We start from the raw sequence: 23,284 nt of genomic DNA, 5'->3' as shown, positions 1-23,284 counted from the left end.
GGGTGTCAGTGCGGCGTGTGAGAGTGCTGGGCATGACGATGCCGGAGGGCCCTGCGCGAGTGCTGCCTGAGATTGGACGAGACTTGTTCGACGTTCTCGTCATCAGGACCGACTTCAGCGACGACGAGGCGTGGAATGCGGTGGTTGGGCAGTTGCGCCGCCCGTGGGGGCCAGGCGGTGAGACTGCCGCAACAGTGCAGTTGGTCGAAGCGCCCGCTTGGTCAGGAGCAACGCCCGACGAGGTTCTTGCCGCCGTGGTGGATGGGGACCTGATTGTCGTCTTCCTCGCTGACCGCGACACGATGAAGTCGCCGGAGCAGGCGTTGCTGGCTCTGTCGACACTCTGGGAGGACGTGAGTGGCCTCGACCCCGTTTATTACCAGGAACTCATCGAGTCGCCGGAGCCCCGTGAGTTTCGAGCCGTGCCCGCCGCGGTACACGGTGTCCAGGCTGACCTGGCGCTCGGCAACGTGGACTTCGCAGAGTACGCTGCGGCTGCTTCCGCAGCGCCTGATCAGGTACTGCGGCCCATCTGACGGCAACAGCGGTGGCCGTTTCCTCGGCAGAGGACGGGTTGGGCTCGTTCATCCCGCACCCCCTGACCGGGGCGCGAGCCGGTCAGGACTGCTCGGCGGCCACCTTCCGCAGCCAGCGGAGCGTCTGGCGCCGGTTGGCCAGCAAAACCACGTCGGCGCCGGAGCCGAACTTGTCGATGTTCGCCATCACGCGGGGGCGCATCCTGCGCCGGTACGTGGCGACGTACTTGATCACGCCCCAGTGGATGCGGTTGTGCACCCCGTTGCCCTTGTGCCCGGCCCCGTGCCGAAGCTGCCGGGAGAAGATCCCGTACAGCGCAGCCACGGTCGATACGTCCATCAGGACCACCGTGTCGCAGGCTTCGAGCCGTACCTGCAGCGTCGAGTTGTAGTTGCCGTCGATCACCCACCGCGGCTGCGCGACCAACTCGCGCTGCACGTCGGTGAACTTGTCCCTGGGCAACGCGTTCCACTCGTCGTCGTAGAACGCGGCGTCGAGGTGCGTTACCGGGGCGTCGAGGATCCTGCCCAGCTCGCGGGCCACGTGGGACTTGCCACTGCCTCCGCAGCCGACGATGGCGACCTTCCTCATGGTGCTCCAGCGTAGAGAGGTTGAGGTGATCGGCGAGCCAACTCGCGGGCCGTGCTGTGTCCGGCCTCTCTCCTGCCTGTTCAGTTCGGCGCTCAGAGAGCCCCCTACTGACGATGAGCGTCGCCACGCGCCCTGGCTCCCCTGGTGCTCGACGCCGTGCAGGGTGGGCTGCTCTGGCTGCCCAAGCGTTACACCTCAACCCTGTGCGCCAGTTACTTCCTGCTGAGGGTGGGAGCGCCCGACGGTGGCGCGGATCACCTCGTCGCTGCCCCGCAACGCCTCTGTCATCCTTGCGAGCCAGGGCTCGGGGAGGCTGCCGCTCCCCAACGCGCATGCACGGTCGAGCCGTCGGGCCGCCTCGACCTGGCGCGGCTCGGCGAGGCTGGTGAACCGGTGGTCAGCCAGGCACTCGCGGGCGGCATAGCCGTCGGTCGCCACGGCGGCCCGGCGGTGGAGCTCTGCAACCAGCCGGTGCGCTGCGTCTTCCTGGTGCGGCTCCAGCAGGTCCAGAATCGTCAGGCCGAGGCGCGTGTCGAAGACGGTCATGCCTTGGTCGGGTTGGTGCTCGACGTAGTCCTCGACCAGCGTGTCGAGGAGGGGTACGGCCGGGCCGCGAAGGGCCTTTCCGCACATCACGTCGAGGCAGCCGGTGACGGCGTTCTCCCAGCGTTCTCCGGGTGTGGTCATGGTGATGAGCGCTGCGGCGTCGGTGGGGGTGTGGCTGAGTGCCGCCAGGACGGCGACCTGGCGGCCGTCCAGCATGCGCTGCCCGATGCCCCGGTGTTCCTCGATGTGGGCCAGCGCCTCCGCCCAGCGGCCGGCCGTGGTCAGGGTGCGGGTGCCGTCGGCCAGGACTACCTTCCACAGCCAGGTGCGCACCTCGTGGCGGTCGCTGTCGGTGAGGGTGAGGTCGGCCGGGACGTGGACCCCCTCGAACTGAGCGCTGGTGCCGTTGGTGACGGCGTCGAAGAGGTGCAGCAGACGGTAGCGCCCGTCGTCGGCGGCGCCCGCGCGGATCTGGAGGCGGGCGAGGTTCACCACGGGTTCGAGGGCGCGGATCGCGCTCATGCCGGGCAGGGGGGCGGCGTGGAGGTAGGCGGCGGCGTGCTGGTGGCACATCTCCCGCGCGAGTTCGGGCAGCCCGAGGTCGGAGGCGATGAGGGCGGCCTGGTTGTAGACGGCCGAGGCGAGGCCCTGGTCAGCCTTTGCGGCTGCGGCGTCGGCGAGTTCGGCCAAGCCGTGCACGCGCCGGGGCAGGGGCAGGCACGCGGGTCGGAATCGGTAGATGAGCGGAAAGCGCTGGGCTATGGGCCCGTTCAGGTCCATGAGGTCCCCCGGGGGTGAAGACAACGAGGAGCGGGGAAGGGCCGCGTGGTGCCCGCCGGCCGGTCGGCGGGCACCACGCAGGCGGAGTAGCTAATGCCAGGTGACGCGGACGCGGTTCAGCGGGGTGTCGAGGACGAAGACACCGGGCTGCTCGTCCGCGGGCGCGTCGAGCGGCAGGATCTCGAACGTAGCGTCCCGGCCGCGGTACTCGCGGTCCCAGGTGCGGACCGCGTCGGCGACCTTGGCGGCCAGCTCGTCGCTCCCGGGGCCGTGGCCGATGACGCCGAACTCCCAGAGCTTGTCGCCCTCGGGGGTCTTCTGCTCCGAGGGATGCCGTGCGAGATAGGTGACGGCGCCCTTCTCGACGGCGGCCGTGGCCGAGGGGTAGGGGTCATCGGTCAGCACCGTGCCCTTGACGGACTGAGGGAAGAGCATCCGGATCAGCCCGGATGGCAGGACGCAGGAGACGAACAGCTCCATCCATTCCGGGGACTCCCCCGCGCGGACCGTCATCCCGGTCCACTCCTCGACGCGCGGCTGGTCAAGGACACCGGCAAGGGCGTCGGCGTCGAGCGCCAGGCCGGCCGGGGCCTGGAGGCGCACGGCGCCGTCCGTGCTGAGCGGCACGGCGCGGCGGTCGTCGTCGGCGATACCTCGGCGCAGCGGCATGAAGGTGTTCATCTCCGAGCCGACCGACTGCCACCGGCCGTCGCGCTTCACGTAGATGATGGAGCGCGAGACGCTGCCCGTGAGCCGCTGCGGGGTGACGAGTCGGCCGCCTTCGGCGAGCTGGTCGAGCCAGGCGTGGGGGATGCCGTGCGCGCCAACGGTGGCGATGATCCGGTCGTACGGGGCGCCTTCGGCGTGGCCAAGGGCGCCGTCGCGCGTCAGGGCCTCGACGTTGGTGGCGCCGGCGGCGGCGAGGTGGGCTCGGGCGCCTTCGACCAGGTCGTCATCGACGTCGATGGTGGTGACGTGTCCGCTCGGGCCGACGAGGTGGCCGATCAGGGCAGCGTTGTAGCCGGTGCCAGCGCCGAGTTCGAGGATGCGCTCTCCTGGCTGGGCGTCGAGCTGGTCCAGCATGAGGGCAACGACCGCCGGTTGGGAGGCGCAGGAGATCGAGGTGCCCTCGGGGTCGTACTTCACGTTAACCGGGCTGTTGTCGTAGGCGTCGGCCAGCGGGGTTTCGGGGACGAACAGGTGCCGGGGCACGGTGCGCAGGGCGGCTTCGACCGCGGGGGTGCGGGCGTGGCCGTCGGCCTTGATCTGGTCGACCAAGGCGTTGCGGAGCTGTTCGGCGTTGGCCTCGGGGGCGGTGAGTGTGTCGGTGTTCACCGTGCTGACGCTATGGGCCGCGGAGCCTGATTCTGTTGCTGACGCGGTGTTTTCACTCGAACTCATGATTGCCTCTCGTGCGATGTTGCACAGGGTGTGCTGGTCGGCGGACAGTAGACCGGCACGGTTAGCGTGGAAGATGGCGTGGTGCGCGATGACGGCGCGCAGTCCGCGGGTCAAGTCGCCCTGGGCGGCGAGGTAGGCGAGCGTGGTGCCGACGCGCTCGAAGGCGGCGACCCAGTCGGCGTGGCCGTCCAGTGGCCCGCGCTCACGGCACAGGCTGCGGGCTTCGGTGGTCATCAGGGTCCGCATTGCCGAGGTCTGGCGCGGGGGCCCGGGCGTGCCGGTACCGGGGCGCAGTGCGGAGACCTTCGCCCACACGTCGCCCTGCTCGAACCAGTCGAGACCCGAGGCGCGCATCAGGCTGCTCATCAGCAGGATGGCGGTCTCGCGCCGCCCCAGGTGCCCGTCCTTGACGGGATAGGTGAGCAGGTGGCGGCTGTCCTCGTGGAAGAGGGCGTGCGCGGCTGTCATGGCGTCCGCACCGCCGAACGCCTCGGTCTCCGGCTCGTAGATGCCGGTCACGTGGGACTGCGCGGTGCCGTCAGCCACCCACTCGTCCAGCAGAGTCAGCACGGTCGGTGACGGCTGTTCGGCGACGTATCGCAGGCGCCAGGGCTGCTTGTTCATGAACCACCAGCCGCTGAGCTGCCCGTCGGCTTCGGCAGCGAACAGCACGGGGGCGAGGTGTTCGGTGACGGCGCGCCGTCCGGTGTCCCGGTCGGGGAAGGTGATGTTGTGCTGCTGCCAGCGGTCGGGGCGCATCGAGAAGTCCTTCGGTCGGATTCAGGCGGTGAGTAGGCAGGCGTCCCAGGCAGTGCGGGGCGGGTCCGTGCTGTCCGCGGTGAGCAGTCCCAGCGCGGTTCCGGCGGCGCCGTCGAGGAGACCGGCGCCCGCCGCGTCCTTCAGCAACAGGGCAGCGGCGTCGTCCGGGGCGGTGCCGGGCGGGACCAGCATGGTGAGAAGGGCGGGGATGATGGCGCGGAGCTGGCCGGCGGTGGCCCGGTCGGCGTCGGCGGCGGCACGCGCCGCGATGTGGATCAGACCGGCGAAGCCGTGGCACAGGCCGCTGTCCGTGGTGACGCGAAGCTGCACGCGGTCGCTCAGCGCGTCCAGCAGGGCGGCCTCGGCCTCGACCTGGAGGTCGCTGTCGCCGAGAGCGAGCGCGGCGAGCTGCTGGGCACGGGCCAAGCCCGCGGTGCCATAGCACCAGCTCGGCCGCCGCGGTGCCGAGGCCGCGGGCCGCCCGCTGCGCAGTTCCTCGCGGGTGATCCAGTACGGCCAGGCCGTGCCACGCCCGGTGGGCACCTTCCACCGCTCCAGCCAGGCCAGGATGGTGCGCATCGCCTGATGGTGGCCGGTGACGGTAGCGCCCCGGCGGGTGGCGAGCGCCAGCAGCGCAAGGACCGCGCCGACGCCGTGCGCCATGCCGTGGTTGGCGTGCCCGCCGGGGAAGCGGTCGTCCGGTCGGCCGGACGGCCCGGTCGGTACCCACCACCCCGGCAGCCGTTCGCCGTCGTAAGTGACCGGGTTGGTCAGGCGCACGCAGTAGTCGAGAACGGCACGGGTTACCGGGCCCGCCGGGTCGCGGCGCAGCAGGTAGGCGCCGTACCCGGTCAGGCCCCGGATGGCGTCGAATTCGGCGAGCGCCGGAAGCTGCCCGGCCTCGATCCGGCGGTGCGCGGCGTCCAGCCGCCGCCGGGCGTCGGTCATCACCTGCCGGTCCAGCACATCGAGGCCACGCCGGTAGGAGTCCGGAAGCTGGTCGGCTGCGCACGCCACGGCATGGGCGAGCGCCGGGGCGCCGTAGAAGGGGTGGCTGTCTGGGCCGCTGGTGAAGGGCTCGCGGGTCGAGGCGGACAGCCAGTCGTGGGCGCGCTGCCAGGGGGCAAGCCCGGCCGCGGCGCGTTCGATGTGCAACAGGGCGATGCCTGTCGGGCCGTAGGCGAGGTGCTGCCGGTTGTCGTCGTCAGTGGCCGCCGTCGGCGCCTGGTCGGGGTGGGCGAGCCGGTCGGCGATGGCGGCGGCCACCGCGGCTGCTGTGTGGGTCACGGTCGCCTCCCGGCGCGGGCGGTGAAGGCCAGGGCGGCGGCGCGGGCCAGGTACAGGCAGACCTCTTCCTCGGGGAAGTCCACCGCGACATGCCGCACGAAGTGGACGTGCAGCAGGGAGGTCAGCACGCCGTCCACGGCGATGCCGTCGGCGTGCGGGCCGGACAGGTGCGGCCCGTACGCGGCGAGCGCAGCGGTGCGCCCGGCCCAGGCGTCCACGATCGCGGCGCCGCCGGGCGCTGACCGCAGGGCCGCCCAGTCACCGCGCGGGTCTGCCAGCCGCACGGCGTCGGTGAACTGCGAGCGGGGTACTGGGTTCGGCGCGGTCGGCTCGATGTGGTCGATCAGCCAGCGCGCGCCGGCGTCCGGGCTGCCGAGGAGGGCGGAGGCGATGGCGAAGAAGTGCGCGGCCACGAGCGTGCGCTGCGCGGGCCGGACGGGCTGGGCGAGCTGCGCCACCGTGGCCAGGGAGTCCGCGCGGAACACGGCCTCGGCCGCGTCCCATGCCGGTCCGGAGCCCCACCGGCCCGTCTCGCGGTAGGAGGTGGGGTAGCGCAGGTCTGCCAGCAGCCCGGCGGTCCGCAGATCGTCGGCCCAGGCGCTGACCGTGTGGGTGGTGTCGGCGAAGTCCTCCGGGTCGGGCAGCGCGATCCGCAGGCGAAGGTGCTGCTGGGGGTCGCGGAAGCGGACGTACCACCAGGGAGGAGAGCCGAGGCGCCGCATCAGGTTGGGCACGTGCCGGGTCAGCAGGGCGTCTTGACGCCGCGGGTCACCGTACAGGGCCACGAGGAGCACCGGGGAGGCGGCGGGGGTCTGGATCTGGGCTGGGGACAGCGCGCGGGCTGTGGTCGGCGTGGGAAGCGCAGGCCAGGCCGGAGGCCGGACCGCTTTGAGGGGGACCGCGATCTCGTGGGCCCGGCCCCCGCTCCAGCCGTCCGCCCCGGGAGGAGCGGCTTCGGTCAGCAGCGCCGTACCGGCGCGGTCGAGGTGCTGGCGCAGCAGGCTCCGGTGCCCGGGCTCATCGAGGTCGAGCGGCAGGCGCCGGTCGTCCTGGACGAGGTGCACGTGCTGCGGCAGGCGCCGGCGCTCCCTCCAGCCGGACAGCGCCGCGTCCCAGTCCGCGCCGGGGCGGTGGCGGTTGGGGAGATCGCTGGTCTCCAGCCGCCAGCGGGCCGCGACCAGCACGATGCGGCCGTACCGCAGGCGGGGGAGGAACGGCATTGCTGCGGCGGCGCCCCAGTCGAACCGGGTGACCTGGGCGTTCTGCGCCCGGGACACCTCGGTGATCAGCCGCGCCATCGGTGGGGTGTGCTCGGCGAGGTTCAGTGCATGCATGCCGACGGCCTCGACGCGCACGCCGCGGCTCGGAGCCGCCAGGTACATCCGGCGCCCGTCGCACGCCACCGCCAGATCCGCCGGCGTGAGCACTGCGACGTCGGGGGCGCGGTGCTCTTGCAGGCTGATCACCAACGGCAGCACGCGCGGGGTTCGGGTGACGTGGGCGGTGTCGGGCAGCAGCGCGGGGAAGGAAAGCTGCGCCGCCACCGTGCCCTCGTCAGCCGTGGGTAGGTCAGCCAACTCCGCGCGCAGGCACTCGCGTTGTGTGGCCGGGAGGACGCTGAGGAAGCGTCCCACGGTAACCCCGGCTCCGCGTGACACGCTGGTCAACTCCACGGTGAAGCGCCCACGGCGAACTTCGACGAGGCTGGCCGCGTGCAGCCGCACGCCCACCTCCAAGTGGGACGGTATCCGCGGCTCCTGCGGGCCTCGGTCCAGGGCGGCCACGATCTCGTCGGTCAGCACGACCTCATCGCGGCCGTCGAGCGCCGCGGCCTGGGCGAGGCGGAGCAGCACGTCGTCCCGCGGCGACAGGCGCCGGCGGCCTTCGCCGGTCGGCCTGCCCGGGTACCCGTCCGGGTAGCCGACGCCGCTGTCTGCGACAACTTCCATAAGCGGCACCATGGTGCCGACGCCGAACCGCTCGTAGAACCGCTGGTGATACTCGTTCCACGGCTCGGTACCGTACGGGCGGGCGCAGAGACGGGTGAGGATCGTGGCGGCGCGCTCGACCTCGCGGGCGACCAGATCGGGGAGCACCACGGTGGCGTCCAGGCACAGGTCCAGGGCGAGCGGGTGACGGCGGAGGCCCGGCACCAGATCGCGCATCCGGGTCGCTACGGCGTCCCGGCCCTCTGCGGTGCCGCACTGCTCCAACCCGGCGTGGACGGCGCGCAGCTCCCGGACGATGGGTGCCAGGAGACGAATGTCCTCGGCACGGACCGCGTCGAGCTGGGTGACGAGGTGACCGAGCGCGTCGGTCTCGGTCGTCGGCGCGTGGAGGTTGGTGATCAGCACGCGCCGCCGCACCAGGCCCGCGAGGAGCCGCTTGACGCGCTCCGGGGCCACGGCCGGGAATTCGGCCATCAGCTTCTCGGCGAGTTCCCCGATCCGGATCGGCGCGTCAGCCGCGCGGAGGATAAGCCGGACCGGCGCCGACAGTTCGACGGACGCCTCGACCGCTCGCCGCTGACCAGTCGGCCCGGCGTCCTGGTAGGGGACGACGAGACTGCCGTCGCGCTCGAAGGTGGTGTTGTTAACGACGACCGACAGGAGCGGCAGCAGCTCTCCGCTCCTTTCTAACTGCTCGATCAGCCTCCCCACCCACTCCGCACCGGCGCGGGCCACGACCACGTGGTTCTGGCCCCAGCGGGAGTGGGGCTCGGCGTCGAAGGTGGCCGTGGTGACTCCGGCGAACAGTCCGAACGGTGTGGGCCGGTGCAGCGCGCGCAGGAGGTAGCGCGCCACCGACACTCCAATGCGGCGGACTTCGCGGGTAGAAGGGGAGTTAGCACTCTCCAGGACCTCGACTTCGGCGGCGAGAACCGGGCTGGCATGACGGAGGGCCTGTGCGATGCCCGGGTCGTGCCAGATGCTGCGAATCCAGGCGAGGCGTCCGGTGGTGACCTCCTCCAACTCCTCGGCTCGGAAGGACCGGTCGTCGAAGTCCGGTAGGGGAAGCTGGGTCATCAACGGTCGAGCGGCTGCGCGCACCAGGGCGGTCGTGCCCGCCTTGAACGCTGGGGGTATAGCCACGTGACGTATCCCTTCGTGCGTCTGGAGGGGCGGTCGGAGCCGACGCGCCGAGTAGCGCGACAGCACCGACCGCGGTTCATGACCTGATGACCGGGTTCAGACGGTCAGGGTCAGTCGGTGAAGGTGACGCAGGCACCGCAGGAGCTTCCGCACCCGTCGTCGGTCAGAACGGTCAGCCCGGCCGCGTCGGACACCTCCAGGAGGGAGACGTTCAGGTCGAACCCGTCCGACTGGCCGCCAGCCGTCGGCTCCTGGACCTGGGTGGTGCTCTTGGTGACGATTCGCGTCATAACAACTCCAGGTGATTCGTTGGTGTGTAGGACAGGTGGTGCTTGCCAGCGCACTGAGGACCGTGGCGTAGCGACGGGGCTGCGCCGCGGGTTCAGGTTCTGGCCATCCCGGTCCGATGGTCATGCCGGGAAGCTCTGGGGTGCCGCTCGACGGTCCGGTCCTTTGCTCAGGACCGTCGAGCAGCCGTCTATGCGGCGGGCACAAGATCGTCCAGGCTGACGACCTCGTAGTCCCGCAGTTCGCGTACGAGCTGAGAGGCGAGGAACCAGCCGATCTGGGGGTGGTTGTAGGGCAGGGGAGCGTCCGAGGCGGCGAGGGGCTGGATGCCGTCGGCGGTGTACTGGTACGGGGTGCCGATGACGCCGTAGAGCGGGAACCGCGTGGCCAGCAGGGCGACGTGTCCCTTGCTCCTGAGCCGGGGGCACCGCCGGGCCGCCATCCGGGCGTGCTCCAGACACACCGGCGGCTGCGCGGTCTTCACCGGCCCGGTGTGGTCGTCGCCGTCGTCGGCCGTCTCTACGAAGAGGATGCCGTCGCTGTGCTTCAGCGGGACCGTGCACACCTGGCAGCGCAGGAGCGCCATCGTGATGCGCTGGCGGAGCGGGTGCACCAGCCGCCACCTCGGGTTCCCGGTGGGCTGTCCCGCGAAGCCGAGTGACATGGAGTACCGGGCCCACAGCACGCCGCGGAGATCTCGGTCGGGCCCTGCCTCGTCCTTGTACCCGAGCCGCGGGCGCCGGTCAGGACCGATGCGTACGTTCAGGTTGAGGAGGGAGTCCGCCTCTTCGCCTTCACGGGCGGTGATGTACGGAACGACCAGGTCGGCTGCGGTGATCGTCATGCCGCGCTTCCGACCGTGAGCGCGAGCGGCCGGTGGGGGGCGACGATACGGCCGTCGGGGAGGAGTTCTCCGGTGTCCTCGAAGACAAGCACTCCGTTGCACAGCAGGCTCCAGCCCTGCTCAGGGCGGTGCGCGACGGGTCGCGCGGCCTCCCTGTCGGGAGCCATGGCCGTGGGGCACGGCGGGTTGTGCGCACACATGGTGCTCGTCCTCTCGGGTGGGAAGGTGGGCCCTCTTCGGCCAGCTACGGTGCCGTGGGGGAACACGGTTCGGGCACGGCCGAAGAGGGGGACTTGTGGCACCGCCCCATGAAGGCCGCTATGGCTGCTTCGCTGTAGCCGTAGAAGCGCCCCAGGGTGGTGGCAGTGCGGTCGCCCTCGAGCGTGAGTGGTCTCTCCCCCCACTCGACAACGAAGCAGGGATCCGGGTGAGACGACCACTGCACGCGCAGGTCTCTTTATCGCGGTCATGCCGCGCCCTGCGGGTCACCTGCAGGCACACTGCAAAGGTCGAGTCCCACCTCACGGAGCGGCAGGAAAAGTGTTGCCTGGTTGGTGTATCCCTCGAACGTCAAAACGGCCCTCCGATCAGGCGGATTGGTAGACGGTGACGAGCACTGCGAACACGGTGACGACGAAAAGAACCTGAGCGCTGGCCTGTCTCCAGCCCCAGCCCTTCGCATCCATCCACCGCAACGGTCGCCTTCAAGTCGGACCGGACAGCTCCTCGGGGATCACGAGGTGAATGAATGCCTGGTACCGCTCACCCAGCTCCTTGATCACAGCGCGATACTCGTCGTCATCGGAGCTGATGTTGTGCCGGTCGAGGACGATCACGCCGTCCGCGAAGCCGCCTCGGATCAGTCGCTCGACCTCCCCCCAGCCAGGGCGCTTCCAGGGCGGCGTGTAGACGCCACAGCCGGCACCCGAGCCGGGGAGGCACGTCGTGGTCACGGGAACGGCTACGTCGTGAAACCTCGCTCCCATTGCGTAGCCACGCTGCTCAGCCTCGGTCTGGAGGGTGTTCCAGTCCTCATCCGGCCTGGCACTCCTGCTAAGCACCAAGCTGTACGCCAACACCCGGAGACGGCGATCACCGGAGCGGCGGTCGCACCTTTCGGTCGCCTCGCGACGGAACTGCTGACGGAGCCGGATGAGCTCGCCGCTGCGCGCCGGACGCTCCAGCGGGGCGGGTTTGCGGTGCCACTCCTGGGTTCGAGCAGTGTCGGTGTCCGTTCGGTCCCGGGATCCCATCAGGCTGATCCGTGGACTGGAGACGGCGATCATGTCGCCCAGGCTTCTACGTGTCTTCATGGTCGCCTTCCCCTAGATCGCGCTCAGCCCGCGCAGGGCTCATCCGACGGTTGCGCAATGCGTTCGGTCCGACCGACCACTACGTTCGCTACTGACGTGAATCAGGTCCGTGCCAGGCGCCGTTCGGATACCGTGTGATCAGCTCGTACCGACGATGAAAGCGGTACGGAACCCCGGTGGGCAGGTCCTAGATGGAGCCTCACACGCTGGCTCCGCAGGCCCCATGGAGAGCCGCCCCTGTCGCTGACATCGACCGCGGGTGAACGAAAGTCCGTGGTGGAGGAGGAAGCGTGGGGCAGCAGCCGAACGAGCTGACTCCGGACGCCGGCCCATGGCACCGCTGGGGTTACGAGCTACGCCAGTTCCGCGAGGCCCGTCAGCTATCGCAGCAGGCTCTGGCTCGCCGGGCGTTGATCGACCGTTCACATCTCGGGCGCTTCGAGCGCGCTGAACGTCCCGTCCCGAAACATGCGGCCATCACTCTCGACGACATCCTCGATGCCGCCGGTGCATTGGTTCGTGGCTGGGACAGCGCGGAGCGCGAGGCCCCCCAGGATTGCTCTGTCCCGGTGTCCAGACCCGGGACAGCGACTCATGGGGCCAGTACACGGGGTCATGGGGCCAGCGCCCCGGAGACCCTGGCCATGAACGCGGTCGTGCGGGCAGGCTCGCTTGGAGACGACACGGACACGGTCGTCGTCCCCGCCCGCATCCACGGAAGGATCCTCTTCGTGCCCGTGCCCCGCCGCGTTGTTCTCGCCTCAGGGATCGCCGGCCTGGCTGCGACAGCCATGCCGGCCGCGACGCCGGCGGCTGCCACCGAACTCGCCGACATGGGGTCTCCCTTCGAGCACTTCGCGCAACTCCGCCGGGTCATGATCCAGACCGACAACCTCATCGGCCCCCGGCACGTGTTGCCCGCCCTGCAACAACACCTCGTCTCCCTTGCCACAAGACGCCGAGCCGCTCGTGGCACCGACGCCATCAAGCTTCTCGCCCTGGAAACGCGATACGAAGAGCTGGCAGGCTGGTTCGCCCAGGACATCGGCGACGAGCGCACCGCCCACGGCCACACTGCGAAAGCACTTGACGCTTCCCACATCACCGGCGACACCGATCTCACCGCGTACATCCTCGGCCGTAAGGCCCAGCTCGCTGTCGACACCGGTCATCCTGCCGACGCTCTCGGCCTCGCCGCAGCCGCCCGACGCACCGCCCGGCCCGGGAGCCGCCTCGAAGTCATCGCCGTTCTGCACGAGGCCCACGCGCATGCCGTACTCGGTGAAGGCGGTGAAGCCCACAGGGCGTACGACACCGCGCTTGCTCTTCTCGGTCGCGCGGGCTCCGATGGCGTCTGGGGTTCCTGGCTCGATGCGGCGTACATCAGCACCGCCCGAGCCCGCTCCCTCGCCGCACTCGGCGAGTATGAGCAGGCCGCATCAGGCTTCGATAGCGCCCTCGCAGTGCTCCCGCCCACATATCGACGGGACCGCGGTGTCTACCTCGCGCGCGCTGCACGCGCCCACGCGGGCACAGGCAACGTAACCCTCGCTGCCCGAATCGGCGGGCAGGCCGTCGGGATCGCTGCCGAGACCGGATCCGCGCGCATCTTCGGACAGCTCGACCGGCTCGACCAGACACTGGCCCCCGCAACAGGCGAGGACGGCGTCGCCGAGTTCCGAGCCTCACTCGACCGAATCGTTCTGCATCCTGCCTGACTCACCCGCGCACACCGCCTGGAGATACCGTGCCCCGCCCGTACGTCCTGTTGTCCGCAGCTGTATCAATCGACGGTCACCTCGACACCCGCCCGGGCGAGGAACGACTCCTGCTCTCCAACAAGGAGGACTTCGAACGCGTCGACTCCGTACGAGCCAGTGTCGACGCGATCCTTGTCGGCGCCGGCACACTCCGCGCCGACAACCCCCGCCTCCTCGTCAACTCGGCGGAACGCAGGGCGTCCCGAGTCGCCGCCGGTGAGCCCGAGTATCCGCTGAAGGTCACCATCACAGGAACGGGCGACCTCGACCCCAGCTGGAAGTTCTGGCACCACGGCGGAGACAAGCTCGTCCTCGCCGTGGGCCACGAGGCCACCACGAAAGCTCGCGCCAACCTCGGTGACCTGGCTACCGTTCAGAGCGTCCCCGCCGAGGCCGTATGGCCGGCCGCGCTCGACATCCTCGGCGACGCGTACGCCGTCAAGCGGCTCATGGTCGAAGGGGGTGGCACCGTTCACACACAGCTCCTCGAAGCCGCTCTTGCCGACGAACTCCAACTCGTCATCGCCCCGCTCCTGGTCGGCCAGTTCGATGCGGTAAGGATGCTCGGCTCCGCGAGCTACCCTGGCGGCCCCGCCGCCCGCCTCCGGCTCCTGGAGACCCGCCAGATCGGTGACGTGGTACTCCTGAGGTACGCCCCCAAGGACACCTCGACGGAGCCCCGATGAGCACCACCCCTTCAGCCAGCGCCCCCGGCACCGGCCGCGAGCCCAACACTGCAGACCGGAACTGGCTCATCCTCGCCTGTGAGCTGGCCGCTCTCTGCCCACCTTCGGAGACCGCCTTCAGCGTGGGGGCAGTCGTCGTCGCGGCCGACGGGACCGAACTCGCCCGCGGCTACTCCCGTGAGAGCGACCCCCACGACCATGCCGAGGAAGGGGCCCTCGCCAAGCTCCCCGCCGAGGACGCCCGGCTCGCCACCGCGACGATCTACAGCTCCCTGGAGCCCTGCGCCAGACGGGCATCCCGACCTCGCCCCTGCGCCCAGCTCATCCGCGACGTGGGCCTCCGCCGCGTCGTCACCGCATGGAGCGAACCCGATACGTTCGTCGTCGGCGCCGATGGCACCGAGACCCTCGAAGACGCCGGCGTCACAGTTCTTGCACTGCCTGAGTACGCAAACGCAGCACAGGCGCCGAACCGGCACCTCCTCTGACCTTCGGATTCTCGCCCGAGTTCTCAGCTCCATGACCGCCGCCCGCTCCTCGGGCGTGGGGGCCGAGGGCTGGACCTGCGGTTTCCTGGACTCCCGCTCGGGCGGGGGCCTCAGCCAGCGGTAGTGGGTGGGCAGGGAACGGCCGGTGAGTAGGCAGGTCGTCGTAATACAGGGCTCGCCCTGGACGCCAGTGAACGCGTCGTCGGTCACCGGGTCGGCGGCAGCGTTCTCGGTCGGCTGACCCTGTCGAGTACGAGACCATCATGACCGCGCCTGCTCTCCAGGCCGCGTGACTGAACCTGTCACCCAACGCTGCATCAGACCCATCCGGGCCATGGCCGTGGTCGTGGACGGGAACCCTCTGAAGTCAGGCTGTGCGTTGCCTCATCGGGTCGAACGATTGTCACGCTTGGAGCAGAGGAAGCTCTACGCCCCTTCCCCACCCGACAAGTCCGCGAGACTCGCGCTATGCGGCCAACTGCAATGGCACTGCCGGGTCTCCCCAGGAGAGGCGTTGCACTACTGGTTGAGCCAGAGCCACCTCAACGCCTGACCGCGTGCGGACATCCACTCGACGAAGTTGGACTCGTGCTTCCAATCCCCCCTCCCTCAGAGCGCCACTACGAACAAGATCGCGGAGTTGAAGACTCAACGCCCAGGATGTCGATCGCATGAGAACAGGTCCGATCTCCGGCACAGCCTGAAAGCTGAACAGGAGCGCCGCCTGCGGAGTCTCTCCTCGACTGATCCGCGTGATCGACTTACGGCATACACCGCCGAAGTGGCATCCGCAGAGACAGCCGTACTGCTCGCTCGATCCAGCCTCATCGCCACCTCGGCAAGGACATCGCTCACCCGCTTCATCCTCGACTCCTGCTCGGCCGATAAGCACGGCATCTGCGTCTGTGATGCGCACCGATACCTCGTCGACCAACAGAGTCCGTATCCACTCGCCTGATTCGACAGCCCCAAGACATCGCTGCGCCGGCAACGCCTCCGCGATCGCTCGGTCGGTCTGCCGATCCCAGGACTTGATCAACCACTGCACACCGGAGGTCGTCTTCTCGACCTGCAGTTCCGCCACTGCCTTCTCACGCATCCACCGCTCTGCAGCTTGCGTCACATCACTCACCTCGTCGCCGTGCATCACGCCCAGAGGATCCCGGAGAAGGACGGCTTGCACCGGCCGACATCAGCCTGTAGGGGGACGCATCATTGATCGGCCGCCGGCAGCCCGACGCTGACGCTCCCGGGCAGCCCGCTCAGCGCCACCCGGGAGCCTCTTCCCTAAAGCAGGGCCATCGGGTCCTGTTCGGGGCCGTGAATGAAGCCGGGCACCCAGCGAACGGGAGCACTGGCCGGGAAGAGCGTCACCCGTACACCGAAGTCGATCAGGATTTCCTTTCGCGCCTGCACATCCGCAGCACGGAACCAACGGTCAGCAACCGTCTCGCCAGTCGGCCGCCGGACCATGCCGGGCGCCCGCCTCGGCTCAGCCTCGAGAGCGGCCAACTCCCGTCCCAAAGCGGCGTATCGGTCCCGGAACCACACCGCGTCGTCCGGGGCGTCGTACAGCCCGGCGTCACGGTCGGCTCGCAGCCGTTCACGGCTGGCCCGGTTCTCCGCCACGCGCTCGGCGACGCCGTTACCCGGGTCGTACACCGTCTCGTAGATCACGCCGTCACCCAACTCTCGGAGGAACCACTCCTCGACGTAGGCGTCCAGAAGATGAGCGTTGATGAGGGGCGCGGGCCGGCAGTGCCGCGCCTGAAGCCAGCCCTTGTTCCGCGCCGTACACGTGTAGCGCGGTGGGGCGTCCTTCGACGTCTGGGTGTAGAGCCGCGTATGGCACTGCCCGCACAGGGCGATCGTGGTCAGCAGGTATTCGCGGTTGGAGCGGCGGGTCCAGGGAGCCTTCCGGGAGAGGATGGTGCTCCTGAGCGCCTCGTGTGTGGTCCGGTCCCACAGCCCCTCGCAGAGCCGTACGGGGTGACCGTCCCCCCTGCCGAGGACGGGCTTGTTGCGGTGCATCAGGTACCCGAGGGTGGCTTCCGACAGAAGGATGTTCTTCAGGCTCTGCGGCGACCACGGCCGTCCACCTGTCGGCTTGCCGTACATCACGGCCAGGTGATCCGCGGGTGACGGTTCCCCGGCACGGTTGAGACGCGCGGCCTCACTGCTGCAGGTGACGTTGTCCGGATCGGCCAGGATGCGACGGGCGACGTTCCGCAGCACTTCCGAGGCATGCGGGTGCAGTTCGACCTGATCGATCCTCCCTCCCATCACCTTCCGCACGTACTGGAAGCCGTACGACGGCTTGCCCTTCGGGCGGCCGGCGGCACGGGTCTTGACGGTGGCGTCACGGTTCCTGCGCTGGATCGCGCGCAGTTCCATCTGCGCGCCCCATGCCTCCATGGTGAAACGGTTCTCGTCGGCGGGGTCGTCGAGGTTCCAGGCTCCGTCGTGCCCGTACGTGACGAGCATCTTCTTCTCGTCCCGCATCTTGTAGCCGGTGTTCAGGCAGTCGACGACGTTGCGGCCGAGCCGGTCCACCGCTGCGGCGACCAAGCCGTCGTACGGGCCCTTCTCGTCGCGGAGCCACGGGCCCAGGCTGGGGCGGGTCACGGGATCGGTGGCTCCGGAGACCTCCCAGTCGTCCGCCCAGCCGATGATGTGCGCCCCGACGGAGGCGGCGGCCGTGAGCACGTTCTCGCGCTGGCGCTCAGGCGAAGACGTCGCCAGCTTCACGCGCGACAGTCGCCGCACTCCGAGCAGGCACTTGCCGCATCCGTCGTAGGGTCGTTCGATCGCATTGAGGTCCGTACCGCGCATTTCTTCTCTCCGTTCGAGCGCGCACGGTACGGAGAATCGGCGGCACGACCCAGCTGAACGATCTTGGTCAGCCCAGGAAGCTCAGACGAACCTGACGGTTGTCTTTAGCAATGTTCGTGTCCACCAGGCACACCGACTGCCACGTCCCCAGCTCCAGTCGCCCCGCGATCACAGGAAGCGTCGCGTGCGGCGGGACGAAGGCCGGAAGTACATGGTCGCGGCCGTGGCCAGGGCTGCCGTGGCGGTGTTGCCAGCGGTCGTCGGCGGGGAGCAGGGCGTGGAGGGCCGAGAGCAGGTCGTCGTCACTGCCCGCGCCGGTCTCCAGGACGGCGATGCCGGCGGTCGCGTGGGGGACGAAGATGTTGAGAAGGCCGTCGCGGCCCGCGGCCGTCCGGTTGAGGAACTGCTCGCAGTCGGATGTCAGGTCGGTGACGGTCTCCGTCGTACCCGTGGTGATGTGCAGGACTGTGGTGGTGAAGGCGGAGGACATGGGTTCATTGTCCTGCCCGCCCGACAGGGGCGCTCATCCACGTCCCGAGACACCGTTGACCACCCCTCTGCCGGACGCCACGTTCGGCGTCCTGTTCCGGTCGGACCTGCCCACTTCGCACGGTCACATCGACCTGCTCCCGACGGAGCAGCGACGGTGAGGACCTGTCCGGTCGCTCATGTGACTGCTCCGCGCCCGTGTCGTTGATGTGGACATGGGGCGGGGTGATCTCACGGATGCCGAGTGGGCACGGTGGCGGCCGTTCCTGGCGGTCAGTAACGGTCGTTGTGGCAGGTGGCGGGACCACCGGCAGGTGATCGACGGGATTCTGCACCGAGTGCGGACCGGCGTGCAGTGGCGTGACCTGCCCGAACGGTTCGGGCCCTGGAAGACCGCCTATGAACGCCACCGGCTGTGGTCGGCCGACGGGACGTCTACCTCGGCACCGCCGCTGCGGCTGCTCTCACGATCTGGCTCCGCACATGATCGACGGGAATGCTCCGTGTCACTGATCCGGCAAGTGCCGCGCTGCCGTAGTCGAGGGTCTGCACCTCACAACAGCGATCGAACCGCCGCTATGCGGGGCGAAGAACGGGATCGATCTCTGCCAGGCTCGCATGCAACCGACGGGCCCCCTGGGCAACACGATCGTCGGTGTCGCCCGACATCTCGTCGCAGATCCGTAGCGCCCCGTCCAGATCGTCCGAGAAGATGCTGAAGACATCGACGATCGCGGTGTGGATGTAATCGGCGTGGTTGTCGTTGGCGACTGCCAGTGCGGACGCGACTGTCGTCAGTCCGACCCTGTCCTTTCGTCGAAGCAAGCCCTCTGCGGTCCGCCGGGTGACGAAGGTGTCACCACGGTCGAGCACAAGGCCCAGCAGTAGCTCTACGGCCTCCGGAATCTCGGCGAAACCTGCCAGGCTGTGACCGGCATCCGCCCGGTCACGCCAGTCATCGCTTCGCCCGAGTTCGCCAAGCGTCACGACCACCGCACGCCGCAGGTCACTGTCCACGGATTCGCCCGCCCCTTCCCACGATTCCGGTCAAAATATCACCGAGGCGCCTTACCGGATGATCGCCAGGACAGGTCCTCTAGGCGACCATCAGGATCATGCCCGTCGCCACGCCAGGACCGCGGAGTTCCTGTCGGTGGTGCGGGGGCTGGAGCGGGCAGCCGTTCGACTTCAGCGGTGAGCGCCACCAGGTGGAGGGCGGGCTCACGGCCGGGGCTCGCCGCCCCCCTCGGAGCCGGGGCCTACGCGGCCGGTCCCTTCGGGAGCGGGTGCTTCTCGGCGAGTGAGTGCCTGGACAGTCCCGGGAAGATCTACACCCCCGGCACGGTTAGTAGAAGTGTGAACAACACCGGGGTGCACTCAGTGGATGTCGTGGTGATCGGCGCCGGACAGGCAGGGCTGTCCAGCGCCTACCATCTGCGTCGCAGCGGCCTGGAACCGGACCGCGATTTCGTGGTCCTCGACCACGCCCCGCGCCCAGGCGGCGCCTGGCAGTTCCGCTGGCCCTCGTTGACGTACGGCAAGGTGCACGGCATGCACGCCCTGCCCGGCATGGAGCTGACGGGTGCCGACGACAGCCGGCCCTCGGCGGAGGTGATCGGGGAGTACTTCGACACGTACGAGCGCACCTTCGGTCTGCGCGTGCACCGGCCGGTCGAGGTGAGCGCGGTGCGTGAGGGTGAAGGCGGGCGGCTGCTCGTCGAGACGTCCGAGGGCACGTACGCGGCGCGGGCCCTGATCAATGCCACGGGGACCTGGGACCGGCCGTTCTGGCCGCGCTACCCGGGCCAGGAGACCTTCCGCGGGCGGCAGCTGCACACGGCGAACTACCCGGGGCCCGCCGAGTTCGCCGGGCAGCGGGTGGTCGTGGTGGGCGGTGGGGCCTCCGGGACGCAGCATCTGATGGAGATCGCCGAAGTGGCTGCGGACACCTACTGGGTGACGCGTCGGCCGCCGGTGTTCCGAGAGGGTCCGTTCGGTGCGGACGAGGGCCGGGCGGCCGTGGCCCTGGTGGAGGAGCGGGTGCGGCTCGGGCTGCCGCCGCAGAGCGTCGTGAGCGTCACCGGGCTGCCGGTCACCGACGCCGTCCGGCGCGCCCGTGAGTCAGGGGTGCTCGACCGGCTGCCCATGTTCGACCGGATCACCCCGACCGGCGTGGCCTGGGACGACGGTCGCACCGTCGAGGCGGATGTCATCCTCTGGGCGACGGGGTTCCGGGCCGTGGTCGACCATCTCGCCCCGCTGAGGCTTCGTGAGCCCGGCGGCGGGATCCGGGTCGAGGGGACGCAGGCCGTGCGCGACGAGCGCGTCCATCTCGTCGGGTACGGACCGTCCGCCAGTACCATCGGCGCGAACCGGGCCGGCCGCGCCGCCGTGCGCGCGATCGGCCGGCTGCTTGAGCGCACCGAGTCCGCTGCGGAGGGGGCCCTGTCCGTGTCCGCGTGAGCGCTGTTCAGCCGGTGCCCGCGCTGCGGCGGTTGCGGTTGAACTCGGCCACGTTGCGCTGTTGCTCCGCGTAGTCGTCGGTGAAGCGGGTGTCGCCGGGCGCGACCGTGACGAAGTACAGCCAGGGGCCGGGGGTGGGGCTGATCGCTGCCACCATCGCCTGCTCACCGGGGTTGCCGATGGGGGTGGGCGGGAGTCCCTTGTGTTCGTAGCTGTTGTACGGACTGTCGATCTTCGTGTCGCCCGTGGTGGTGTCCAGAGTGCTGCGGTTCAACGCGTAGTTGAGCGTGGAGTCCATCTGGAGGGGCATGCCGCGGTCGAGCCGGTTGTGGATGACCCGGGCCACCTTTCCCATATCGGGCGCGGTGTCCGCCTCGGCCTGGACAACACTGGCGATCGTCACCGTCTGGTACACGGTGACGTTGTTGCGCTGCGCTCCGGCCGTGATGTGGTCCGCGCCGAAGCGGCTCCGTGCCGTGTCGACCATGTAGCGCAGCAGGCTCTTCGGGGTCGTGCCCGAGGTGACGGGGTACGTCGCCGGGAAGAGGTAGCCCTCGGGGTTGCCCTTCGCCTCGGCCGGCAGCGGCAGGTCCGCCGCCGCGACGGCCTTCTCCGTGGTGCCGGCGGGTTCGCGCAGGGCCTTGTCGGCGGCGGCGTACACCTGCGAGGCCCGCCATCCCTCCGGAATCACCAGGGAGCGAGCCTGTTCGACGGTCTTCGACTCCCTGGTCAACAGCGGTACGAGCACGGCGGCGGCCACCCCGAGTACGAGCACGGCGGCGATGAGCAGCAGCAGACGACCACGCCGGGTCGGACGGATCCTGCGGTGGGGACGGCTGTCCGGGGACTCGTTCACCATGCGGGCACGCTATCCCGCGCGGATCGTGCCGTCGGTACCTCGTCCGTGACGACACGCGGCGCGCACCACGCGACGCGAACACGCGAACAGGGGATCGGGTGTTCGCTGGAACGCGTGATCGTATCGGCATTCGTTGCTCAACTGACTGACGGCGGTTGATGATTACAGGGCGCAAGCGACGGGCTGCAGACCGCGACTGCGCTGTCCCAGAGATTCACCATGCACAAGGAGAACCACCCGATGAACCTGATCACCAACCTGCTGGCCGGCGTCGTCCACTTCGTGGGTTGGCTCATCTGACCATCGCTTCATCCGGCGCCGTCGTTCCCCGTCCCACGGGAGCGGCGGCGCCGTCGCGTGCGGCCGCATGCCCCGGGGGAACTCTCATGGCCGGGGATCAGGCGGCCGTATCGCGCTCCCCTGCCCTGGCCGGTCAGCCCGGCACGGGGGCAGCGAGCCGGGTGTCGTCCCTGCGGACCAGGGCGGCGTATCGCCCGTCCTGCTGGAGCAGTTCCTCATGGCTGCCGCGCTCCGCGGTGCGGCCGCCGTCGAGGACGACGATCTGGTCGGCGTCGCGCACGGTGGAGAGCCGGTGGGCGATGGTGATCGTCGTCCGTCCTGCCGAGAGCGCGTCGATCGCCTCCTGCACGGCGAATTCCGTACGGGTGTCGAGGGCGCTCGTCGCCTCGTCGAGGATCAGCACCGGCGGGTCGCGCAGGATCGTGCGGGCAATGGCCAGGCGCTGCTTCTCACCTCCGGAGAAGCGGTAGCCGCGTTCGCCGACGAGGGTGTCGTAGCCGTCGGGCAGCGAGGCGATGTGATCGTGGATCTGTGCGGCGCGGGCCGCCGCCTCGATCTCCTCGTCGGTCGCGTCCGGCTTGGCGAAGCGCAGGTTCTCGGCGACCGAGGCATGGAAGAGGTACGTCTCCTGGGAGACCACGCCGACCGCCCTGGCGAGGGTGTCGAAGTCCAGCTCGCGCACGTCGACCCCGTCGAGCGTGACACGGCCGCCGGTGACGTCGTAGAGCCTCGGCACCAGATAGCTGAGGGTGGACTTGCCTGAGCCGGTGGGACCGACGACGGCCAGACTGGCGCCTGCGGGCACGGTCACGTCGATGCCGCTGAGGGTCGGACCGCTCTTCTCGTCGTAGCTGAAGTCGACGTTCTCGAAGCGGATCTCACCACGGATCTTCTCCAGGCGCACCGGCTTCTCCGGCTCGGTGATGTCCACCGTGAGGTCGAGGTATTCGAAGATCCGCTGGAAGAGCGCGAGGGACGTCTGCATCTGCACCCCGGTGGAGAGCAGGCTCACGGCGGGCCGGAACAGGCCCTGCTGGAGCGAGACGAAGGCCACGAGCGTGCCGATCGACACGTCCGGACCGCCGGACTGCAGTGCGATGCCCGCGGCCCAGTAGATGACGGCCGGCATGGCGGCCATCACGATGCCGATCGTCGACATCCGCCAGCGTCCGGCCATGCTGGAGCGCACTTCGAGGTCGACCAGCCGCTCGGATTCCTCGGCGAAGCCCTTGGTGAGCGAGTCGGAGCGGCCCATGGTGCGGCCGAGCAGGATGCCGCTGACGGAGAGCGATTCGGTGACCGTGGCCGCCATGGCGGCCATCTGCTTCTGGCGCTGGGTGGTGATCTTCTTGCGCTCGCGGCCGACCCGGCGGCTGATCCAGACGAAGACGGGCAGCAGGAGGAGCGAGACGACGGTGAGCCGCCAGTCGAGCGCCAGCATGGCGACGACCGTGGCGATGACCGCGGTGAGGTTGGAGACCAGCGAGGTGGCCGTCGAGGTGACGGTGGCCTGCATCCCGCCGATGTCGTTGGCGATCCGGGACTGGACCTCGCCCGTCCGGGTCTTGGTGAAGAAGGCGAGCGGCATCCGCTGGAGCTGCGTATAGACGGCGGTGCGCAGGTCGTGCATGACCCGCTGGCCGACGGTGGTGGAGATGAGGGTCTGCAGCACGCCGAAGACGCTGTTCATCACCGCGGTGAGGATCATGCCGAGAGCAAGCAGCGAGAGCAGCCCGGTCCGCCCCTGCGGGATAGCAGTGTCCAGGATCTCGCGCAGCAGGAACGGGGAGGCGACCGACACCAGCGACGAGGCGCCGACGAGCAGTCCGACCACCGCGAGGCGGCCACGGTAGGGGTGGAAGAGGCGGAGGATGCGGCGCAGCTCGGCAGGCGGCTGGGCGGCGTCCCGGGGCGGGGGTGTCCACGTGGGTTCGTCGGGTTTCATGGGCTCCTTCGTCAGGCGCGCGGC

General features: G+C 69.6%; 19 protein-coding genes and 4 pseudogenes. 8 read left to right on the top strand and 15 right to left on the bottom strand.

All coding sequences use genetic code 11. The features are described 5' to 3' along the window. Positions 1-32 precede the first annotated feature (32 nt). Positions 33-536, top strand: a complete 504-nt coding sequence (locus OG912_RS32645) for a DUF6924 domain-containing protein (protein WP_327170670.1) — start codon at positions 33-35, stop codon at positions 534-536. A gap of 82 nt (positions 537-618) precedes the next feature. On the opposite strand, the gene OG912_RS32640 is transcribed toward OG912_RS32645, so the two are convergent. From OG912_RS32640 to OG912_RS32600, 10 genes are all read right to left on the bottom strand, one after another. After that, positions 619-1,128, bottom strand: coding sequence for a topology modulation protein (locus OG912_RS32640; protein ID WP_327170671.1), 510 nt, complete (start codon positions 1,126-1,128; stop codon positions 619-621). A gap of 195 nt (positions 1,129-1,323) precedes the next feature. Further along, entirely contained in the window at positions 1,324-2,454 is a 1,131-nt protein-coding gene (locus OG912_RS32635; RefSeq protein ID WP_327170672.1) for a hypothetical protein, read from the bottom strand. Positions 2,455-2,544: 90 nt separating this feature from the next. Further along, positions 2,545-4,614, bottom strand: coding sequence for a methyltransferase, FxLD system (gene fxlM, locus OG912_RS32630; RefSeq protein ID WP_327170673.1), 2,070 nt, complete (start codon positions 4,612-4,614; stop codon positions 2,545-2,547). Between the two features lie 21 nt (positions 4,615-4,635). Continuing rightward, entirely contained in the window at positions 4,636-5,901 is a 1,266-nt protein-coding gene (locus OG912_RS32625; protein WP_327170674.1) for a lanthionine synthetase C family protein, read from the bottom strand. Next, the gene (locus OG912_RS32620; RefSeq protein WP_327173596.1) at positions 5,898-8,927 is read right to left on the bottom strand and encodes a lantibiotic dehydratase; all 3,030 of its coding nucleotides are present in this window, start codon (positions 8,925-8,927) and stop codon (positions 5,898-5,900) included. Before OG912_RS32620 ends, OG912_RS32625 begins: the two co-directional genes overlap by 4 nt. A gap of 176 nt (positions 8,928-9,103) precedes the next feature. Further along, complete coding sequence (locus OG912_RS32615; protein ID WP_028444064.1) at positions 9,104-9,283, bottom strand: FxLD family lanthipeptide; 180 nt, start codon at positions 9,281-9,283, stop codon at positions 9,104-9,106. Positions 9,284-9,471: 188 nt separating this feature from the next. Next, on the bottom strand, positions 9,472-10,125 hold the full coding sequence (locus OG912_RS32610) for a hypothetical protein (protein ID WP_327170675.1): 654 nt from the start codon (positions 10,123-10,125) through the stop codon (positions 9,472-9,474). After that, positions 10,122-10,325: a DUF5999 family protein gene (locus OG912_RS32605; protein ID WP_037830893.1), complete on the bottom strand. Its 204-nt coding sequence runs from the start codon at positions 10,323-10,325 to the stop codon at positions 10,122-10,124. Before OG912_RS32605 ends, OG912_RS32610 begins: the two co-directional genes overlap by 4 nt. Before the next feature lie 44 nt (positions 10,326-10,369). Continuing rightward, the gene (locus OG912_RS40160; protein WP_385626042.1) at positions 10,370-10,570 is read right to left on the bottom strand and encodes a DUF6302 family protein; all 201 of its coding nucleotides are present in this window, start codon (positions 10,568-10,570) and stop codon (positions 10,370-10,372) included. A 259-nt stretch (positions 10,571-10,829) separates the two neighbouring features. Continuing rightward, positions 10,830-11,438, bottom strand: a complete 609-nt coding sequence (locus OG912_RS32600) for a hypothetical protein (RefSeq protein ID WP_327170676.1) — start codon at positions 11,436-11,438, stop codon at positions 10,830-10,832. A gap of 290 nt (positions 11,439-11,728) precedes the next feature. On the opposite strand from OG912_RS32600, the pseudogene OG912_RS40155 reads away from it, so the two are divergent. From OG912_RS40155 to OG912_RS32585, 4 genes and pseudogenes are all read left to right on the top strand, one after another. Then, a pseudogene (locus tag OG912_RS40155) lies at positions 11,729-11,947 on the top strand (helix-turn-helix domain-containing protein); the annotation flags it as partial. A 135-nt stretch (positions 11,948-12,082) separates the two neighbouring features. Continuing rightward, positions 12,083-13,156 (top strand): DNA-binding protein, encoded by a 1,074-nt coding sequence (locus OG912_RS32595; RefSeq protein ID WP_327170677.1) that lies wholly within the window; start codon positions 12,083-12,085, stop codon positions 13,154-13,156. Between the two features lie 29 nt (positions 13,157-13,185). After that, a pseudogene (locus OG912_RS32590) lies at positions 13,186-14,372 on the top strand (dihydrofolate reductase family protein). A gap of 781 nt (positions 14,373-15,153) precedes the next feature. Next, positions 15,154-15,330, top strand: coding sequence for a hypothetical protein (locus OG912_RS32585; RefSeq protein WP_327712460.1), 177 nt, complete (start codon positions 15,154-15,156; stop codon positions 15,328-15,330). Positions 15,331-15,659: 329 nt separating this feature from the next. On the opposite strand, the gene OG912_RS32580 is transcribed toward OG912_RS32585, so the two are convergent. Together OG912_RS32580 and OG912_RS32575 are read right to left on the bottom strand one after the other, a co-directional pair. Then, on the bottom strand, positions 15,660-17,204 hold the full coding sequence (locus OG912_RS32580; protein WP_327170678.1) for a recombinase family protein: 1,545 nt from the start codon (positions 17,202-17,204) through the stop codon (positions 15,660-15,662). Between the two features lie 67 nt (positions 17,205-17,271). Next, positions 17,272-17,694 carry a secondary thiamine-phosphate synthase enzyme YjbQ gene (locus tag OG912_RS32575; protein WP_327712459.1) on the bottom strand — a complete coding sequence of 141 codons (423 nt, stop codon included), beginning with the start codon at positions 17,692-17,694 and terminating at the stop codon, positions 17,272-17,274. 214 nt (positions 17,695-17,908) lie between these two features. Here OG912_RS32575 and OG912_RS32570 point away from each other — a divergent pair. Next, a pseudogene (locus OG912_RS32570) lies at positions 17,909-18,127 on the top strand (transposase); the annotation flags it as partial. 142 nt (positions 18,128-18,269) lie between these two features. Here OG912_RS32570 and OG912_RS32565 read toward each other — a convergent pair. Further along, positions 18,270-18,710, bottom strand: a complete 441-nt coding sequence (locus OG912_RS32565) for a hypothetical protein (protein ID WP_327712458.1) — start codon at positions 18,708-18,710, stop codon at positions 18,270-18,272. An 82-nt stretch (positions 18,711-18,792) separates the two neighbouring features. On the opposite strand from OG912_RS32565, the pseudogene OG912_RS32560 reads away from it, so the two are divergent. Together OG912_RS32560 and OG912_RS32555 are read left to right on the top strand one after the other, a co-directional pair. After that, positions 18,793-18,922: pseudogene (locus tag OG912_RS32560) on the top strand (LLM class flavin-dependent oxidoreductase); the annotation flags it as partial. A 142-nt stretch (positions 18,923-19,064) separates the two neighbouring features. Then, positions 19,065-20,156: an NAD(P)-binding domain-containing protein gene (locus tag OG912_RS32555; protein ID WP_327712457.1), complete on the top strand. Its 1,092-nt coding sequence runs from the start codon at positions 19,065-19,067 to the stop codon at positions 20,154-20,156. 7 nt (positions 20,157-20,163) lie between these two features. Here the strand turns inward: OG912_RS32555 and mltG are convergent, their stop codons facing one another. Together mltG and OG912_RS32545 are read right to left on the bottom strand one after the other, a co-directional pair. Further along, positions 20,164-21,015 carry an endolytic transglycosylase MltG gene (mltG, locus tag OG912_RS32550; protein WP_327712456.1) on the bottom strand — a complete coding sequence of 284 codons (852 nt, stop codon included), beginning with the start codon at positions 21,013-21,015 and terminating at the stop codon, positions 20,164-20,166. A 433-nt stretch (positions 21,016-21,448) separates the two neighbouring features. Next, positions 21,449-23,260: an ABC transporter ATP-binding protein gene (locus tag OG912_RS32545; protein WP_327712455.1), complete on the bottom strand. Its 1,812-nt coding sequence runs from the start codon at positions 23,258-23,260 to the stop codon at positions 21,449-21,451. Positions 23,261-23,284: the final 24 nt, after the last annotated feature.

Origin of the sequence: Streptomyces sp. NBC_00464, from assembly GCF_036013915.1 — a bacterium.
Lineage (GTDB): Bacteria > Actinomycetota > Actinomycetes > Streptomycetales > Streptomycetaceae > Streptomyces.
This window is presented reverse-complemented; position numbering and strand designations above follow the sequence as displayed.

What these genes read in the sequence shown, in the direction of transcription:
- OG912_RS32645 (WP_327170670.1), top strand. Translation starts at nt 33, where the DNA reads ATGACGATGCCGGAGGGCCCTGCGCGAGTGCTGCCTGAGATTGGACGA.
- OG912_RS32640 (WP_327170671.1), bottom strand. Translation starts at nt 1,128, where the DNA reads ATGAGGAAGGTCGCCATCGTCGGCTGCGGAGGCAGTGGCAAGTCCCAC.
- OG912_RS32635 (WP_327170672.1), bottom strand. Translation starts at nt 2,454, where the DNA reads ATGGACCTGAACGGGCCCATAGCCCAGCGCTTTCCGCTCATCTACCGA.
- fxlM (WP_327170673.1), bottom strand. Translation starts at nt 4,614, where the DNA reads ATGCGCCCCGACCGCTGGCAGCAGCACAACATCACCTTCCCCGACCGG.
- OG912_RS32620 (WP_327173596.1), bottom strand. Translation starts at nt 8,927, where the DNA reads ATGACCCAGCTTCCCCTACCGGACTTCGACGACCGGTCCTTCCGAGCC.
- OG912_RS32615 (WP_028444064.1), bottom strand. Translation starts at nt 9,283, where the DNA reads ATGACGCGAATCGTCACCAAGAGCACCACCCAGGTCCAGGAGCCGACG.
- OG912_RS32610 (WP_327170675.1), bottom strand. Translation starts at nt 10,125, where the DNA reads ATGACGATCACCGCAGCCGACCTGGTCGTTCCGTACATCACCGCCCGT.
- OG912_RS32605 (WP_037830893.1), bottom strand. Translation starts at nt 10,325, where the DNA reads ATGTGTGCGCACAACCCGCCGTGCCCCACGGCCATGGCTCCCGACAGG.
- OG912_RS32600 (WP_327170676.1), bottom strand. Translation starts at nt 11,438, where the DNA reads ATGAAGACACGTAGAAGCCTGGGCGACATGATCGCCGTCTCCAGTCCA.
- OG912_RS32595 (WP_327170677.1), top strand. Translation starts at nt 12,083, where the DNA reads ATGAACGCGGTCGTGCGGGCAGGCTCGCTTGGAGACGACACGGACACG.
- OG912_RS32580 (WP_327170678.1), bottom strand. Translation starts at nt 17,204, where the DNA reads ATGCGCGGTACGGACCTCAATGCGATCGAACGACCCTACGACGGATGC.
- OG912_RS32575 (WP_327712459.1), bottom strand. Translation starts at nt 17,694, where the DNA reads ATGTCCTCCGCCTTCACCACCACAGTCCTGCACATCACCACGGGTACG.
- mltG (WP_327712456.1), bottom strand. Translation starts at nt 21,015, where the DNA reads ATGGTGAACGAGTCCCCGGACAGCCGTCCCCACCGCAGGATCCGTCCG.
- OG912_RS32545 (WP_327712455.1), bottom strand. Translation starts at nt 23,260, where the DNA reads ATGAAACCCGACGAACCCACGTGGACACCCCCGCCCCGGGACGCCGCC.